Source organism: Bradyrhizobium frederickii, assembly GCF_004570865.1.
GTDB classification, from domain to species: domain Bacteria; phylum Pseudomonadota; class Alphaproteobacteria; order Rhizobiales; family Xanthobacteraceae; genus Bradyrhizobium; species Bradyrhizobium frederickii.
Map to the genome: position 1 here is coordinate 273,449 of NZ_SPQS01000004.1, position 12,783 is coordinate 286,231.

At 66.6% G+C, this 12,783-nt stretch carries 12 protein-coding genes; 7 read left to right on the forward strand and 5 right to left on the reverse strand.

Annotation, left to right across the window (positions count from 1 at the left end; translation table 11 throughout):
- Window positions 1-41: 41 nt before the first annotated feature.
- Entirely contained in the window at window positions 42-1,991 is a 1,950-nt protein-coding gene (locus E4K64_RS09130) for a DEAD/DEAH box helicase (protein WP_135163202.1), read from the forward strand.
- 54 nt (window positions 1,992-2,045) lie between these two features.
- Here the strand turns inward: E4K64_RS09130 and E4K64_RS09135 are convergent, their stop codons facing one another.
- Complete coding sequence (locus E4K64_RS09135; RefSeq protein WP_135163203.1) at window positions 2,046-2,564, reverse strand: GNAT family N-acetyltransferase; 519 nt, start codon at window positions 2,562-2,564, stop codon at window positions 2,046-2,048.
- Between the two features lie 146 nt (window positions 2,565-2,710).
- Between E4K64_RS09135 and E4K64_RS09140 the strand changes: the two genes are divergently transcribed.
- Window positions 2,711-3,097, forward strand: a complete 387-nt coding sequence (locus tag E4K64_RS09140; protein WP_205680488.1) for a COG4315 family predicted lipoprotein — start codon at window positions 2,711-2,713, stop codon at window positions 3,095-3,097.
- Between the two features lie 52 nt (window positions 3,098-3,149).
- Here E4K64_RS09140 and E4K64_RS09145 read toward each other — a convergent pair whose 3' ends face one another.
- Window positions 3,150-4,283, reverse strand: coding sequence for a DJ-1/PfpI family protein (locus E4K64_RS09145; protein WP_135163204.1), 1,134 nt, complete (start codon window positions 4,281-4,283; stop codon window positions 3,150-3,152).
- Between the two features lie 129 nt (window positions 4,284-4,412).
- The gene (locus E4K64_RS09150; protein ID WP_135163205.1) at window positions 4,413-4,967 is read right to left on the reverse strand and encodes a PAS domain-containing protein; all 555 of its coding nucleotides are present in this window, start codon (window positions 4,965-4,967) and stop codon (window positions 4,413-4,415) included.
- Window positions 4,968-5,417: 450 nt separating this feature from the next.
- On the opposite strand from E4K64_RS09150, the gene E4K64_RS09155 reads away from it, so the two are divergent.
- On the forward strand, window positions 5,418-6,239 hold the full coding sequence (locus tag E4K64_RS09155) for a rhomboid family intramembrane serine protease (RefSeq protein WP_135163206.1): 822 nt from the start codon (window positions 5,418-5,420) through the stop codon (window positions 6,237-6,239).
- A 253-nt stretch (window positions 6,240-6,492) separates the two neighbouring features.
- Complete coding sequence (locus E4K64_RS09160) at window positions 6,493-6,921, forward strand: CBS domain-containing protein (protein ID WP_135163207.1); 429 nt, start codon at window positions 6,493-6,495, stop codon at window positions 6,919-6,921.
- Here E4K64_RS09160 and E4K64_RS09165 read toward each other — a convergent pair whose 3' ends face one another.
- Window positions 6,922-7,956, reverse strand: coding sequence for a patatin-like phospholipase family protein (locus E4K64_RS09165; protein WP_135163208.1), 1,035 nt, complete (start codon window positions 7,954-7,956; stop codon window positions 6,922-6,924). It lies immediately after the preceding gene.
- 247 nt (window positions 7,957-8,203) lie between these two features.
- Here E4K64_RS09165 and E4K64_RS09170 point away from each other — a divergent pair, with 247 nt between their 5' ends.
- Both E4K64_RS09170 and E4K64_RS40230 read left to right on the forward strand, forming a co-directional pair.
- Complete coding sequence (locus E4K64_RS09170) at window positions 8,204-9,277, forward strand: hypothetical protein (protein ID WP_135163209.1); 1,074 nt, start codon at window positions 8,204-8,206, stop codon at window positions 9,275-9,277.
- Between the two features lie 322 nt (window positions 9,278-9,599).
- Window positions 9,600-9,863: a hypothetical protein gene (locus tag E4K64_RS40230; RefSeq protein WP_235884619.1), complete on the forward strand. Its 264-nt coding sequence runs from the start codon at window positions 9,600-9,602 to the stop codon at window positions 9,861-9,863.
- A 137-nt stretch (window positions 9,864-10,000) separates the two neighbouring features.
- Here the strand turns inward: E4K64_RS40230 and E4K64_RS09180 are convergent, their stop codons facing one another.
- Entirely contained in the window at window positions 10,001-10,993 is a 993-nt protein-coding gene (locus tag E4K64_RS09180; RefSeq protein WP_167771898.1) for a zinc-dependent alcohol dehydrogenase family protein, read from the reverse strand.
- 104 nt (window positions 10,994-11,097) lie between these two features.
- Between E4K64_RS09180 and E4K64_RS09185 the strand changes: the two genes are divergently transcribed.
- Window positions 11,098-11,958, forward strand: coding sequence for a LysR family transcriptional regulator (locus E4K64_RS09185; RefSeq protein WP_135163210.1), 861 nt, complete (start codon window positions 11,098-11,100; stop codon window positions 11,956-11,958).
- The last annotated feature ends 825 nt before the right edge of the window (window positions 11,959-12,783 follow it).

Here is a 12,783-nt window from a genome sequence, read left to right on the forward strand (position 1 = left end):
CCACCGTTTGCGCGCCTGAATTAACCAAGGTTCTCCATCCCGTGTCTTTTCCGGCCCTGACCCCGCCGCTCGCCCGCGCTTTGGCCGAGCGGAACTATGATTCTCCGACCCCCGTCCAGCTCGCCGTGCTCGCGGACGAAGCCGCCGATCGCGACCTCCTGGTTTCGGCCCAGACCGGCTCCGGCAAGACCCTCGCTTATGGCCTCGCCATGGCCAGGGACCTGCTCGGCGATGCCGAGCAGTTCGCACCCGCGGCCGCACCGCTCGCCCTGATCGTGGCGCCGACCCGCGAGCTCGCGATGCAGGTTCAGCGCGAGCTCGCCTGGCTCTATGGGCATACGGGCGGGCGCGTTGTCTCCTGCGTCGGCGGCATGGATCCGCGTCGCGAGCAGCGCGAGCTTGCGGCCGGCGCCCATATCGTCGTCGGCACGCCGGGCCGGCTCTGCGACCATTTGCGCCGCGGGCGTCTCGATATCTCCGAATTGAAGGCGGTCGTCCTCGACGAGGCCGATGAGATGCTCAATCTCGGCTTTCGCGAGGACATGGAATTCATCCTCGAGACCACGCCGGATACGCGCCGCACCCTGATGTTCTCGGCGACGTTCCCGCGCGGCATCGTCGCGCTGGCCAAGCAATATCAGCAGCAGGCGTTCCGGATCGAGGTCGCCGGCGACGAAGGCGGTCACGCCGATATCGAGTACCGCGCGATCCGGATCGCGCCCGCCGACGTCGAGCATGCCGTCGTCAACGTGCTGCGTTTCTTTGAGGCGCCGAGCGCGCTGGTGTTTTGCAGCACGCGCGATGCGGTCAGGCATTTGCAGGCGGCGCTGCTGGAGCGCGGCTTCTCCGTCGTCGCCCTCTCGGGCGAATTGACCCAGAACGAGCGGACCCTGGCGCTGCAGTCGCTGCGCGACGGACGCGCCCGCGTTTGCGTCGCGACCGACGTCGCCGCCCGCGGCATCGATCTGCCGAGCCTCGACCTCGTCATTCACGCCGACCTGCCCAACGATGCCGAGGTGATGCAGCATCGCTCGGGCCGCACCGGGCGCGCCGGACGAAAGGGGACGAGCGTCCTGCTGGTGCCGCCCGCCCGCCGGCGGCGCGCGGAGCTGCTGCTCAATCTGGCGGGAGTGGACGCGGTCTGGGGCACGGCGCCGCAGGCGGACGAAATCCGCAAGCTCGATCACGAGCGCATGAAGGACGTGTTGTTCACCGAGGAGACGACGGCTGACGATCTGGCGCTGGCGCAGGCGCTGTTGGCCGAGCGGTCGGCCGAGGATATCGCCGCCGCACTGGCGCGGCTCTATCGCGCGCGGCTGCCGTCGCCCGAGGACATCATCGATCCCGGCGAGCGGAGCGCCCGGCCGCGCGACGAGCGCGGGCGCGACAGATTTCAAGGCGAAGGCGGGGACGATCGTGCCGCCAGGCCGCGAGCGAAGTCCGGAAAGGCGTCGTCGAAGCACGGCATGGCCGACGGCAGCGTCTGGTTCCGCGCCGCGATCGGGCGGCGCAAGAATGCGGAAGCGCGCTGGCTGCTGCCGATGATCTGCCGCCGCGGCGGCATCGACAAGCACGACATCGGCGCCATCAAGATCATGGACACCACGACCGAGTTCGAGATCTCGGTGCGGGCCGCTGAGTCCTTCGCCGCCAAGATCAAGCGTCCGGACAAGGAAGACAGCATCCGTATCGAGCCGATGGCGGAGGCGCCTCAGCGACAGGCACCGTCGGAGGAACGGTCACACGCGCCGGGTCGCGAGAGAGCCGATGGCGGTCATCGCGAACGCCGCGACGAGCGCCCGCGCGAGGCACGTGAATTCAAGCCGCGCGGCAAACCGTCCGGCGAGCGCGGACCGCGATTCGACGAAGCGCCGCCTTTTGGAAAGAAGAAGCATCGCGACAAGCAGGTCCGCGCGGAGCCGTCGGTGACACCCTGGCCGATGAAGGGCGCACCGGGAAAGAAGACGAAGAAGAAAAAGCAGCGCGGCTGAGCTGCCGCCGTTCAGGACAGACGACGATGATGCCGCCGGATTGCACCGGCGACATCATCTGCGTCGGGGCAGTCGGGCAGGGTCGTGCCGCATATAGGTCGCGCCTTCCCCGTAGGAGGCGAGCTTCGCGCGCAGTGCCGCGTCCGCCGTCACCGGACGAAAGCCGAGATGCTCCCACAGCGGCCGCGTGGCGTAGACCGAGACAAGTGCGAGCGCCGTGATGCCGGATGCGCGCGCGAGCTCCGCAATGCCGCCAATATAATCGCGCGCCACGCCGCCGCGCCGGTCGGGCAGCACGGCGACATCGTGCACGTAGAGGCAGTCTGCGTCTTGGGGGAGTCGTTCGAGGAAGCCGTCGAGCGGCGGGATCTGCTGCAGCTTCCAGGGATGCGCGAGCCCGTAGCCGGCGATCTCATCGCCGGCGACAAGCACGCGGCATCCGTCGGGAGAGAGCCGCATCTTCTCCGCGAACACCTCGGGGCGTTCCGGAAGATCAGGATGGATCCGCGCCGCGATGGCGCTGATCGCGGGCAGATCGGAGGTGTGTGCGGGACGCCAGTGCGGCTTGCTCATGTCCTTCGTCGTTCCGTCTCGGTTGGTCCAGTTTATTCCGCTGCATTGACGCGCGCAGCGAAAAATTTCTTTGCTGCCGCCTGAGGAATACGAGGCCGCGTCCGGCGTCCTACCCCATGCAAGCCAATTGCATGACAGGAGACATCATGACGTCCTCGATCCGCCTCGCGCTCGCGCTGGCACTATCGCTCGCGATCGTTCCCGCCGCCTTCGCAGCGCCGCCGACCAAGACCGGCAAGACCGACAAGGGCAATGTGCTCACCGATGCCAAGGGCATGACGCTCTACACTTTCGACAAGGATGCGGACGGCAAGTCGGCCTGCAACGGTCCGTGCGCGACCAACTGGCCGGTGTTGAAGGCCGAGGCCAGCGACGCCGCCGGCGACGGCTACACCATCATCACCCGCGACGATGGCTCGAAGCAGTGGGCCTACAAGGGCAAGCCGCTCTACACTTTCGCCAAGGACCAGAAGCCCGGCGACATCACCGGCGACGGCTTCCTGAACGGCGCCTGGCACCTGGCGATGCCGTAACGGCGCTCTGTGCATCGGCTGTCGCAGGCGACAGTCGATGCATGCCGTGCGGTTATCTCGGATATTCCAGCTGCATCGCGACGAAGTCGGCGGTGCGTGGCCCGTGGCGAGCGTCGATGGCGCGCAGGGTCTGATCCAGCGCTCGCGCTGGCGGCAGCTCGACGGCGGCCGGCGCCGTCTGCTGTGCCGGCCAGTCGGCCACGGCCGTGTCGGGCAGGATGCGAACACCGCCGCGGCTCGTCTGCGCCTCTGCCGTCGCCGCGAAGGTGAGGGCACGCGAGCGATAGGTGCGCGACCACGCATCGGCGACAAGCGCGAGCGACACCTCGTCGATATCAGGCGTCAGGGCGATTCCGAGTTGCTCGCGGTTCCAGAATGCGAGCGTGTTGGCGATCGCCGTCAGCGCGAACGGGCGGGTGAACTGGAACGCCTCGCTGCGGTGGCGCGCATCCCACCCCGCAAGTCCGACCTCGCGGGCGACCGCCTCCGCCTTGGCCCGGCCGGCGATGGCCTCGACCAGGGTCAGGGCCATCGGCATCGATGCGGTGATGCCGGTCGTCGTCGCAACGCCGCGGTCGACCACCAGCCTGCGGTCCGCGACGTAGCGGATCGCGGCATGCTTTTGCAGATCGCGCACGGAATACCAATGCGTGGTGGCCTTCCGGCCGTCGAGCAGCCCGGTGTTGGCGACGACCTTGGCGCCGACGCAGACGCCGATGATGGTCGCGCCTTTGCCGGCCTGGCTTCTGATCCACTGCAAGGCCAGCGCATCCTCTTCGCGGCTCATCGCGGGCACGATGACGTAATCGGCGCCGTCGGGATGCGCAGCATCGAACTCGGCGATGGTCGCATGCGGCTGCACTTTCAGCGCGGGATAGAGCGCGACGGGTCCGGGCTGCGTCGCCAATGTGAGCACGTCGGCGACGTCGGCGCGCGCGAGAACGCCGTATGGCATCAGATAGTCGGTCGTCTCGGTCATGTCGTTGATGCCGACGATGGCGATCAGCGGGCGTTTGCGCTTCGGCGGTTTCAACGCCGCAAGCGTGGCCTCGGTCTCGTCCCTGGATATCGCAGGCGCGGTTCCCGGAGCCGGCGAGCCGGGCAGCAGGACCAGCCAGGTCGCGCCGATCGCCGCCAGCAGCGCCGCGCAGCCGAGCGCGCTCCATGCCAGAATTCGCCAGCTCATGAGATGTCACCCGACGATCGTTACCTCACGCGAGGCGGAAACTATCCGTTCGCAGCACGATCAGGAATGACGCAGATCCCGCAAAAACGGTCGCGGTGCACCAGCGCAATCAATTGTCACGGCGTGGGGCTATCTCAGCCCCTCATACACCATCAGCCCGCGTGCGATCTGCAGTTTCCGGATCGCGCGCGGCAACAGTTTCTCCGGCTGGTGCAGATAGCGCCAGGAGGTGAGGGTGAAGGCTGAAAGCGCGCCGCATTCGTCGTCGAACGGCGCGAGCACGCCGGTCACGCTCACCGGCGTATGCGGGCGGGCGTTGAACGGCAGCAGCAACAGCTCGAGATAGGCCTTGCTGCCGTCCGCGCGCGTGGCCGTGACGCCGGCGATCGCACCCAACGCCTCGTCGGCGACGATGGTCGTGATCTCCTCGATCTCGCTGCGGCTCGCATCGTCGAACAGCGCCGCAAAGCTCGCGTCCTTGAGGTCACGCCCCGCCAGCGCGCAGACGCGCGTGCCGGCGACGCGGAACGGGAAGCCGAGGTTCGGCTCGCACGAGAGCACGAAGATGTCGCCGAGCAGGCCGCGGACCGCGCCCGGATCGATGTCGGCCCGGTCAGGGGCCCGTGCGGCGCCACGCTTGTCGTCCCAATACGCGAAGAACGCGCGGCTCGACGGATGTTTCATGTCTGAACGCTTACCCCGGGGTGCAACCTCGAAGGGACAGACCTGTCCCGCTTCAGTGCACCCGCGATCCCTTGTGTTGTTGTGCAGGAGGGGATTTGCAGCGTCCATGCCGCAGGCGCGTTTTCGCCTGCCTTAAGCCCGTCTTTGCGTCGTTAACGTTAAGTTAACTATGCGCTTTGAGCCGGCAGCGGCCCTGTTATGGTGATCCCAGTCGCAAGCCCCGCCGCTTTTCTCCAGGTTCTCGGCGAGGTCTGTACACAGGGCGTCAAACAGTTTGGCCACGGGCCGGGGAGGGGTGGGGATACACCTTCATTCCGGGCATCGGAAGGCCGACACGGACAGGCAGGGCTTTCCCAGGGCCCTGCCTTTTCCTTTTGTGCACTTGCGCAAGGCCGGGAAAGGCGACTATCTGCACGTGGATCGCTCCGATCGCCTGAAAGCGAAGCTGCCTTGGATTCCCCGCCGCACAATTCGTCGCAAGATCCTCCGCTCGACCTGCCTGCGGCCCATGAGGAGGCTCCGCGCGAGCCGGTCCTGACGCTGCCGCCGGCGCTGACCGCCTATGTCGTCCTGCTGGCGGTGATCCATCTGCGGGTGCTGCTGCCGCCGGAGCTCGAGAACTGGACCATCGACGTCTTCGGCTTCATCCCGAAACGCTACGATTCCTCCCTGCTCAATCTGCAGATCCCCGGCGGCACCGGGGCCAAGGTCTGGACCTTCGTCACCTATTCGCTGCTGCACGCCAATCTGACCCATCTCGGCTTCAACGTGCTGTGGCTGCTGCCGTTCGGCAGCGCGCTGGCGCGGCGCTTTGGCGCGGTCAGGTTCTTCCTGTTTCTGGCGGTGACGGCGGCGGCCGGCGCGCTCGCCCATCTCCTCACCCATGAGCACGCGGTGGCGCCGATGATCGGCGCCTCGGCCTCGGTGTCGGGCGCGATGGCAGCCGCGATCCGCTTCGCGTTCGTCCGCGGCAGCTTCCTGTCGTTCAACCGTTCGGACGCCGATACCGCAGCACGGGTCCCGGCGCTGCCGCTGTCGCGCGCGCTGCGCGACGGGCGGGTGATCGGCTTCCTCGCGGTGTGGTTCGGCGTCAACATCATCTTCGGCGTCGGCGCGATCGGCATCGATGCCGAAACCACGAGCGTCGCCTGGCAGGCGCATATCGGCGGCTTTTTCGCCGGCCTGTTGCTGTTCACCCTGTTCGATCCCGTGCCGCGCGTGCGAAACGATGCTGCGGATGCGTCATCACAGGACGTTTCAGACCGTATTTGAAGCAGCGCTTGCGGCGCGGCCCGAATTCATCCATCATTCCCGCGAAGAATGCTTCGAAGCGACAGGCCGCTCGAGCATGATCCGGAAAAGCGTCTAGCGGTTTTCCGGCAGGATCGTGCTCAAAATAGAACCTGGCCGCGACTCGCAAAGCGCGCGAGCGTGAAACCCGCGCCAAGCAAAACTGTTAGTTGAAGACTCGAAGAACAGGTCCGGACCGCCGAGAGGCGGGCGGCTCGGATTCAGGGAGGCGACAATGACGGTACGTTCCATTCTCAACACGAAGGGGCACCAGATCGTAAGCGTCGAGCCCGACGCCAAGCTGGCTGCCGCGGTCAAGCTGCTCGGTGAGAAGAAGATCGGTGCGGTGCTGGTGATGAACCAGAGCCGGCTCGAAGGCATCCTGTCGGAGCGCGACATCGTCCGCGTGCTCGGCGAGCGCGGCGCCGGCGCATTGGAGGAGCCGGTGGCTCAGGTCATGACCCGCAAGGTCGTCACCTGCAAGGAGACCGACACGGTCGCCGAGCTCATGGAGATTATGACATCGGGCAAGTTCCGCCATCTGCCCGTCGTCGACAACGGCAAGGTGGTCGGCCTGATCTCGATCGGCGACATCGTCAAGCGCCGGGTCCAGGAATACGAGTCCGAGCAGGAAGCCCTGCGCGACTACATCAAGACCGCCTGATCAGGCCTGATCGTCCGCTTTCGGCGCGGTTCCCGCCGGCGCCGGCGCGAGCACATGGATCGCCTCCTGGATCGACTCCAGCGCGCGCTCGGCGGCGCGCGTGCCATGTGCGATCAGGTCTTCAGAGCGGTGGAAGTCGAACCAGCCGAACTGGCCGACCCGCGGCGTAATCAGAAGGTCCGGCGGATCGCCGGCGAGACGGGCGCGGGTGATGCGATCCTGCATGATGTTGAAGGCGTCGACCATCACCGAGGAGATGCCGGGCCGTCCGTTGCCGCCGAAAAACTCGCGCTTCACCGTCTTCTCCGGCGAGAACAGCCGCGGGAAGCGCCGCTTGGCCGTCCGTTCCTCCGGCTCCGGCGCGACCGGGGTGGGCTGTGCGCCGTGCGAATAGATCGTCGTGGAATGGGTGAAGATGTCGCTGGAAAGGTTTGCCGCGATGACGATTTCGGCGCCGAGCGCGCGGGCGGCCGAGACCGGCACCGGGTTGACCAGCGCACCGTCGACCAGCCAGCGGTCGCCGATCAGGACGGGCGCGAAGATGCCGGGCAGGGCGTAGGAGGCGCGCATCGCGTCGACCACGCGGCCGCGCGTCAGCCAGATCTCGTGGCCGGTGCGCACCTCGGTCGCGACGCTCGCGAACTTGATCGGGAGGTCCTCGATCAGGATCTGTCCGATCGCCTCCTCGAGCCGGGTCGCCAGCTTCTCGCCGCCGAGCAGGCCGGAGCCGTTGAGGCGGATGTCGAGATAGCCGAGGATGTTGCGCATCCCTTGCAGGCTGCGCCCCCATTCCTCGAACGTATCGAGCCGGCCGGCAGCATGGAGACCGCCGACTACGGCGCCGATGGAGGTGCCGACCACGACATCGGGCACAATCCCGTTGGCAAGCAGGGTCCTCAGGATTCCGAGATGGGCAAAGCCGCGCGCCGCGCCGCCGCCCAGGGCAAGGCCAATGACCGGCTTGCGGATACTGCCGAGACCGACCTTCTCGCCATTCGAGCCGTTCGCGCCCCGACCTTTCAATCTGTCCAGCACCGAAACTCTCCTACGCCGGGGCCAGCCCCTATCTCAGACTAGGCATCGCACTCGCGCTCCGCCAGAACCAGGGCGAAGCATGGTTTATGCCGCTTTGGAGAGGGCACGGGGCAGGAGTATGGCGAGGGGGCGTTGCCTCCGAGGTAATCACGCAGGCGTCAACCGGGTTCCACAGAACCGTCCGGACCGTATTTCCTGGGGTTTCAGAGGCTTGAATTTGCCGCGTTTTCGGTGAAAAGCAGGAGGCATGACACGAGGGGGTGACGGCATCATCGGATGGCGGCGCAGCTTTAGGCTGCTGCCGGCGCTGATGCTCGTCGCGGCCCTCGTTACCTCAGGCCAAAACACTGCCCAGGCGCAGCTTTTCTCCGATCGTCCGCCGCCGGTCCCGCCGGCTTCGGTGCCCGACCCCGGCGGCGCCGTCAGCCTGGCGCCGCCCTCCGGGCCAGGCGCCGGTCCCCTGAGCCTGCCGCCGACCCTGATGCAGCCGGTCACGCCGAGCATGCCGCCGCCCGCGGTCACCACCGTGCCGCCGGCCGCGCCGCTCAATGCGGCCGTGCCCGGACAAGGCGTGCTGTCGCTGAGCGCGAAATACGGCAAGGACACGCCGGCGATCACCAGCGGCCTGGTCTGGCGTGTGTTTGCCGACCGTCCCGACGAGAACGGCACCTTCAAGCTGATCCGCGAGGATCGCAATGCCTCGCCCAACATCGTGCTGCCGCCGGGCAATTACGTCGTGCACGTCGCCTTCGGCCTGGTCAGCGCGGTGCGGACCGTCAGCCTGAAGGCCGAGACCGACCGCGAATCCTTCGTGCTGCCGGCCGGCGGCCTGCGCATCGAGGGCCGGGTCGGCACCAGCCGCATTCCGCAGAACCAGATCTCGTTCGCGATCTACAAGGGCAGCCAGTTCGAATCCGGCGAGCGCGCCTCGCTGGTGCCGAACGTCGCCGCCGGCGACGTCGTGCTGATCCCGGAAGGCACCTATTACATCATCTCCAATTACGGCGACGCCAACTCGGTGGTGCGCTCGGACATTCGCGTCCAGGCCGGCAAGCTCACCGACGTCACCATCACCCACCGCGCCGCCGTGATCACGCTCAAGCTGGTCAGTGACAGGGGCGGCGAGGCGCTCGCCAACACCGCCTGGTCGGTGCTGACCCCGGGCGGCGACGTCATCAAGGAATCGATCGGCGCCTTTCCGCGCGTGGTGCTCTCCGAGGGCGAATACCGCGCCATCGCCAAGAACGAGGGCAAGGTCTACGAGCGCGGCTTCAACGTCGTGAACGGCGTCGACGGCGAGGTCGAGGTCGTCGCGCGGTAGGGCTTGGGCGGTGATGCCGCCCGGCGGGACACCGGACCGATGCCCCTCGCCCGGCGCTTCTCATGCCGTGCACAATCGATCCATCTCCTATTACCACTCGCCCGGCGCGCTGGTGCACGGAGGCTCGTCGGCAGCAAATCCAGTATTGTGTTCTGAATACCCGTCAGCGCTCCAGGCTTCGTCGGGAGTCCATTAACACCGGCACCGTTGGCTTATTCCTGACGCCTCGCGCGTTCACCACGGCCGGTGGAAGATACCGATTTCCGATCATCAATCTTATTCTCTTTCCATCCCGCTGCGTTATATGTCGGGCCTCCGTCGAATGGAGAAGGCCGGAGCAGGTTTGTGCGTCTGCGAGACCGGCAGGGAGCAGGGGACCAAGCTCGTCGGCATGTTCGAAGTGATCCTCACCAGACGTAAGCGGTTCGGCTGGCGATGGCGCGTGTGCGACCAGTCCGGCAAGATCTTTGCCGACGGTTTCGAGCGCACCCGGCCATCGGCGAAATATCATGGCGAGCGCGCGTTGTTCTTCCTGTTGTCGCAGGCCTATTTGCGCAACCGCTCGGCGGCGTCCAGCGAGGACTAAAGCGCGATGCGATTAGGATGAATCGTCATCGCGCTTTAGGTTGTTGTTTGAGCATGATCTTTTCGGAAAACCGCTGCGCACTTTTCCGGATCATGCTTTTGCAGCGGGCGCGCTAGCTTCCGACCACCGGCTTCACCTCAGATATCGACGACCAGCTTGCCGTTCGTCGCGTGCTCGCGGATCAGCGCATAGGCATCGCCGACGCTCTCCATCGTAAAGCGCCTGGGATCGAGCAGCGGCACGAGCTTGCCGGCTTCGACCAGGCGTGTGGCTTCCGTCAGGATCTCCCCATGGTGCGCGCGGCCTTCGCCGGACAGCAGCGGCAGCAGCGTGAACACGCCGGAATAGGTGGCGGCGCGGAACGACAGCGGGGCAAGCGCATGCGTGCCCCAGCCCAAGGCACTCACCACATGACCGAAGCGGCGCACCGCTTGAAAGGAGGCGTCGAGCACCTTGCCGCCGACGGTGTCGTAGACGATGTCGAAGCCGCGGCCGCCGGTATGCTGCGCAACGTAGGCTTCGACCGCGCTGTCGCGGTCGATGAACACCGCGCCAAAGGCTTCGATGGTGCCGCGCTGCGGCGCCGAGCCCGTGGCGAACACGTCCGCCCCGAAGCCGCGCGCGATCTGAATCGCGACATGACCAACCCCGCCCGCGCCGCCGTGGATCAACACCTTCTGGCCCGCCTTCAGGCCGGCGCGGTCGATCAGGCCTTCCCAGGCCGTGATGACGATCAGGGGCAGGGCGCCGGCCTCCCGCATGCTGAGATTGGCGGGCTTCGATGCGAGAAGATCGGCATCGACCGCGGCGAATTCGGCCAGCGATCCCGGTACGCCGCCGACCCCTCCGGTCATGCCGTAGACCTCGTCGCCTGCTTTGAACCGCGTCACCTCGCTCCCGCTGCGCTCGACGATTCCGGCCAAATCAATGCCCGGAATCGCCGGCAACGGATGGCGCGCATGCGCGGCCGTACCGGCATGAATCTTGGTATCGAGCGGATTGACCCCGCTCGCCCGCACCCGCACCAGCACCTCGCGCGGGCCGATCTCGGGTCTGGAAATCGTCGAGAGGCGTAAGGGGCCGTTGTGAGCCTCCAGCACGCCGGCACGCATCGTCGATCGCGTCATCATGACCGTCTTGCTCCGTTGACGGCGCCCAATATGCCCATGAAATTTTGCATGGAAAGGAACGATCATGTACGGTCGACATGCAATTTTGTATGGATGGACTTGTGATGGACTGGAGCGATCTGCGCATCTTCCTGGCGATTGCCCGCGAAGGCACGCTTGGCGCCGCCGCGCGGAAAATCGGCCAGACCCAGCCGACGATGGGGCGTCGGCTTCGCGCGTTCGAAGCAGCGTTGGGGCAGACGCTGTTCCAGCGCACGGCAGATGGCTTCGTGCTGACCGACGAGGGCGCCGCCGTGCTGCGTCACGCCGAGCGGATCGAGGACGAGGCGCTCGCGCTGGAGCGCCAAGCCTCCGGTGCGACGACCCAGCTCGACGGGCTGTTGCGGCTGTCTTCGTCGGACTGGTTCGGCACGGTGATGCTGTCGCCGGTGATCGCCGCGTTCGGCAAGCGTCACCCCGCCGTGACGGTGGAGCTACTGACCGATGCGCGGCTCTACAGCCTGCCGCGGCGCGAGGCCGATCTGGTCTTCCGCATCAAGCCGTTCAGCGAGCCCGAGGTGATCTCCAGACGGCTGCTGCACATTCCCTACGCGCTCTATGGCAAGAAGGGCAGCAAACCGCCACGCGCCGGCGACGGAAGCGGCGTTCGCGTCGTGACCATGAATGCCGAGTTCGCCGACATGCCGGACGCGGTCTGGCTGAAGCGCATGCTGCCGAATGCGGACGTCGCCTCGCGCAGCAACAACAGGCAGGTGCAGGCCGAGCTTTGCGCGAACGGCGGCGGCCTTGCCGTGCTGCCGCGGCCGCTCGGCGACAGCGACCGCCGTCTGGTCGCGCTCGACATCGGCACGCCGCCGCCCGGCCGCGACACCCATGTCGGCTATCATCGCGACCTGAAGCGCCTCGCGCGTCTGCGTGCGCTGCTCGATCTCGTGATCGAGCGGCTGGCAGAACCGCGGTCGTAGCCGCTCCATCGGGGCTACAAGGCCTTGCGATGCCCGTCGGGCAAAACACCCGAGGCCTAGGTCAACGCCCGTCACCGAAAATATTCCGCTTTACCGAAATTCGGAAATGACGTATGTGTCGCGCAACCCGGCCCAGGAAAGAGGGGCGTATCGCGATCGTCACGAACGCGGGCCGGGGGGCGGTGGACGCCGATGGCATCGGCGCGAAGAGTTTTGCAGGGCGGAGAGCCGTGAGCGAAACGTCTCGCGCACACGACCGGTGCGATCGGCGTACGGCAAAATCGTGTGGTCCTGACGCCCGGGGTCTGGCGTCAAGTGTTGCGGTGATGTGGCGGCCCGACCGGGCACGCGCATCGATCAGCCGCAAGGCGACGGGGGCAATAGTGTCGCTCCCCGGGGAGAGCACGACATAAGCCGTCAAACCACTGCGCAGGGAAGGCCGGATGTTTGGCTCCACCTGTATGCCGCTGTGCAGCTTTTCTTAAGCACACGCTTTCGCACAGTGGACCGTGGGTGCCCGGCCGGCACCCGGTCTTCCCTGCGCCCTCTTTCAATTGAGGGTGAGGCGACCAAGCAAAGCTCGGGCGAAACAAGCCGCGAGGATGCGATGCTGTGTCCGCATGAAGGCGAGTACGTTGCAAACCCTATGCATCACCGTCACCCTGAGGTGCGCGCGCTGCGGCGCGATAGCGTCGCAGAGCAAGCCTCGAAGGGCGACGGCCCCGCCGCACCAGCTCGGCCGTTCATCCTTCGAGGCTCAGCATGCGATGCATTCGCATCGCACGCCTCGCACCTCAGGATGACGGATCAATTATTGTCGCGGCG

Bases quoted from the DNA above. Each gene is read 5' to 3' on its own strand.
- E4K64_RS09135 (WP_135163203.1), bottom strand. From the start codon at position 2,564: ATGAGCAAGCCGCACTGGCGTCCCGCACACACCTCCGATCTGCCCGCG.
- E4K64_RS09140 (WP_205680488.1), top strand. From the start codon at position 2,711: ATGACGTCCTCGATCCGCCTCGCGCTCGCGCTGGCACTATCGCTCGCG.
- E4K64_RS09145 (WP_135163204.1), bottom strand. From the start codon at position 4,283: ATGAGCTGGCGAATTCTGGCATGGAGCGCGCTCGGCTGCGCGGCGCTG.
- E4K64_RS09150 (WP_135163205.1), bottom strand. From the start codon at position 4,967: ATGAAACATCCGTCGAGCCGCGCGTTCTTCGCGTATTGGGACGACAAG.
- E4K64_RS09160 (WP_135163207.1), top strand. From the start codon at position 6,493: ATGACGGTACGTTCCATTCTCAACACGAAGGGGCACCAGATCGTAAGC.
- E4K64_RS09170 (WP_135163209.1), top strand. From the start codon at position 8,204: ATGACACGAGGGGGTGACGGCATCATCGGATGGCGGCGCAGCTTTAGG.
- E4K64_RS40230 (WP_235884619.1), top strand. From the start codon at position 9,600: ATGGAGAAGGCCGGAGCAGGTTTGTGCGTCTGCGAGACCGGCAGGGAG.
- E4K64_RS09180 (WP_167771898.1), bottom strand. From the start codon at position 10,993: ATGATGACGCGATCGACGATGCGTGCCGGCGTGCTGGAGGCTCACAAC.
- E4K64_RS09185 (WP_135163210.1), top strand. From the start codon at position 11,098: ATGGACTGGAGCGATCTGCGCATCTTCCTGGCGATTGCCCGCGAAGGC.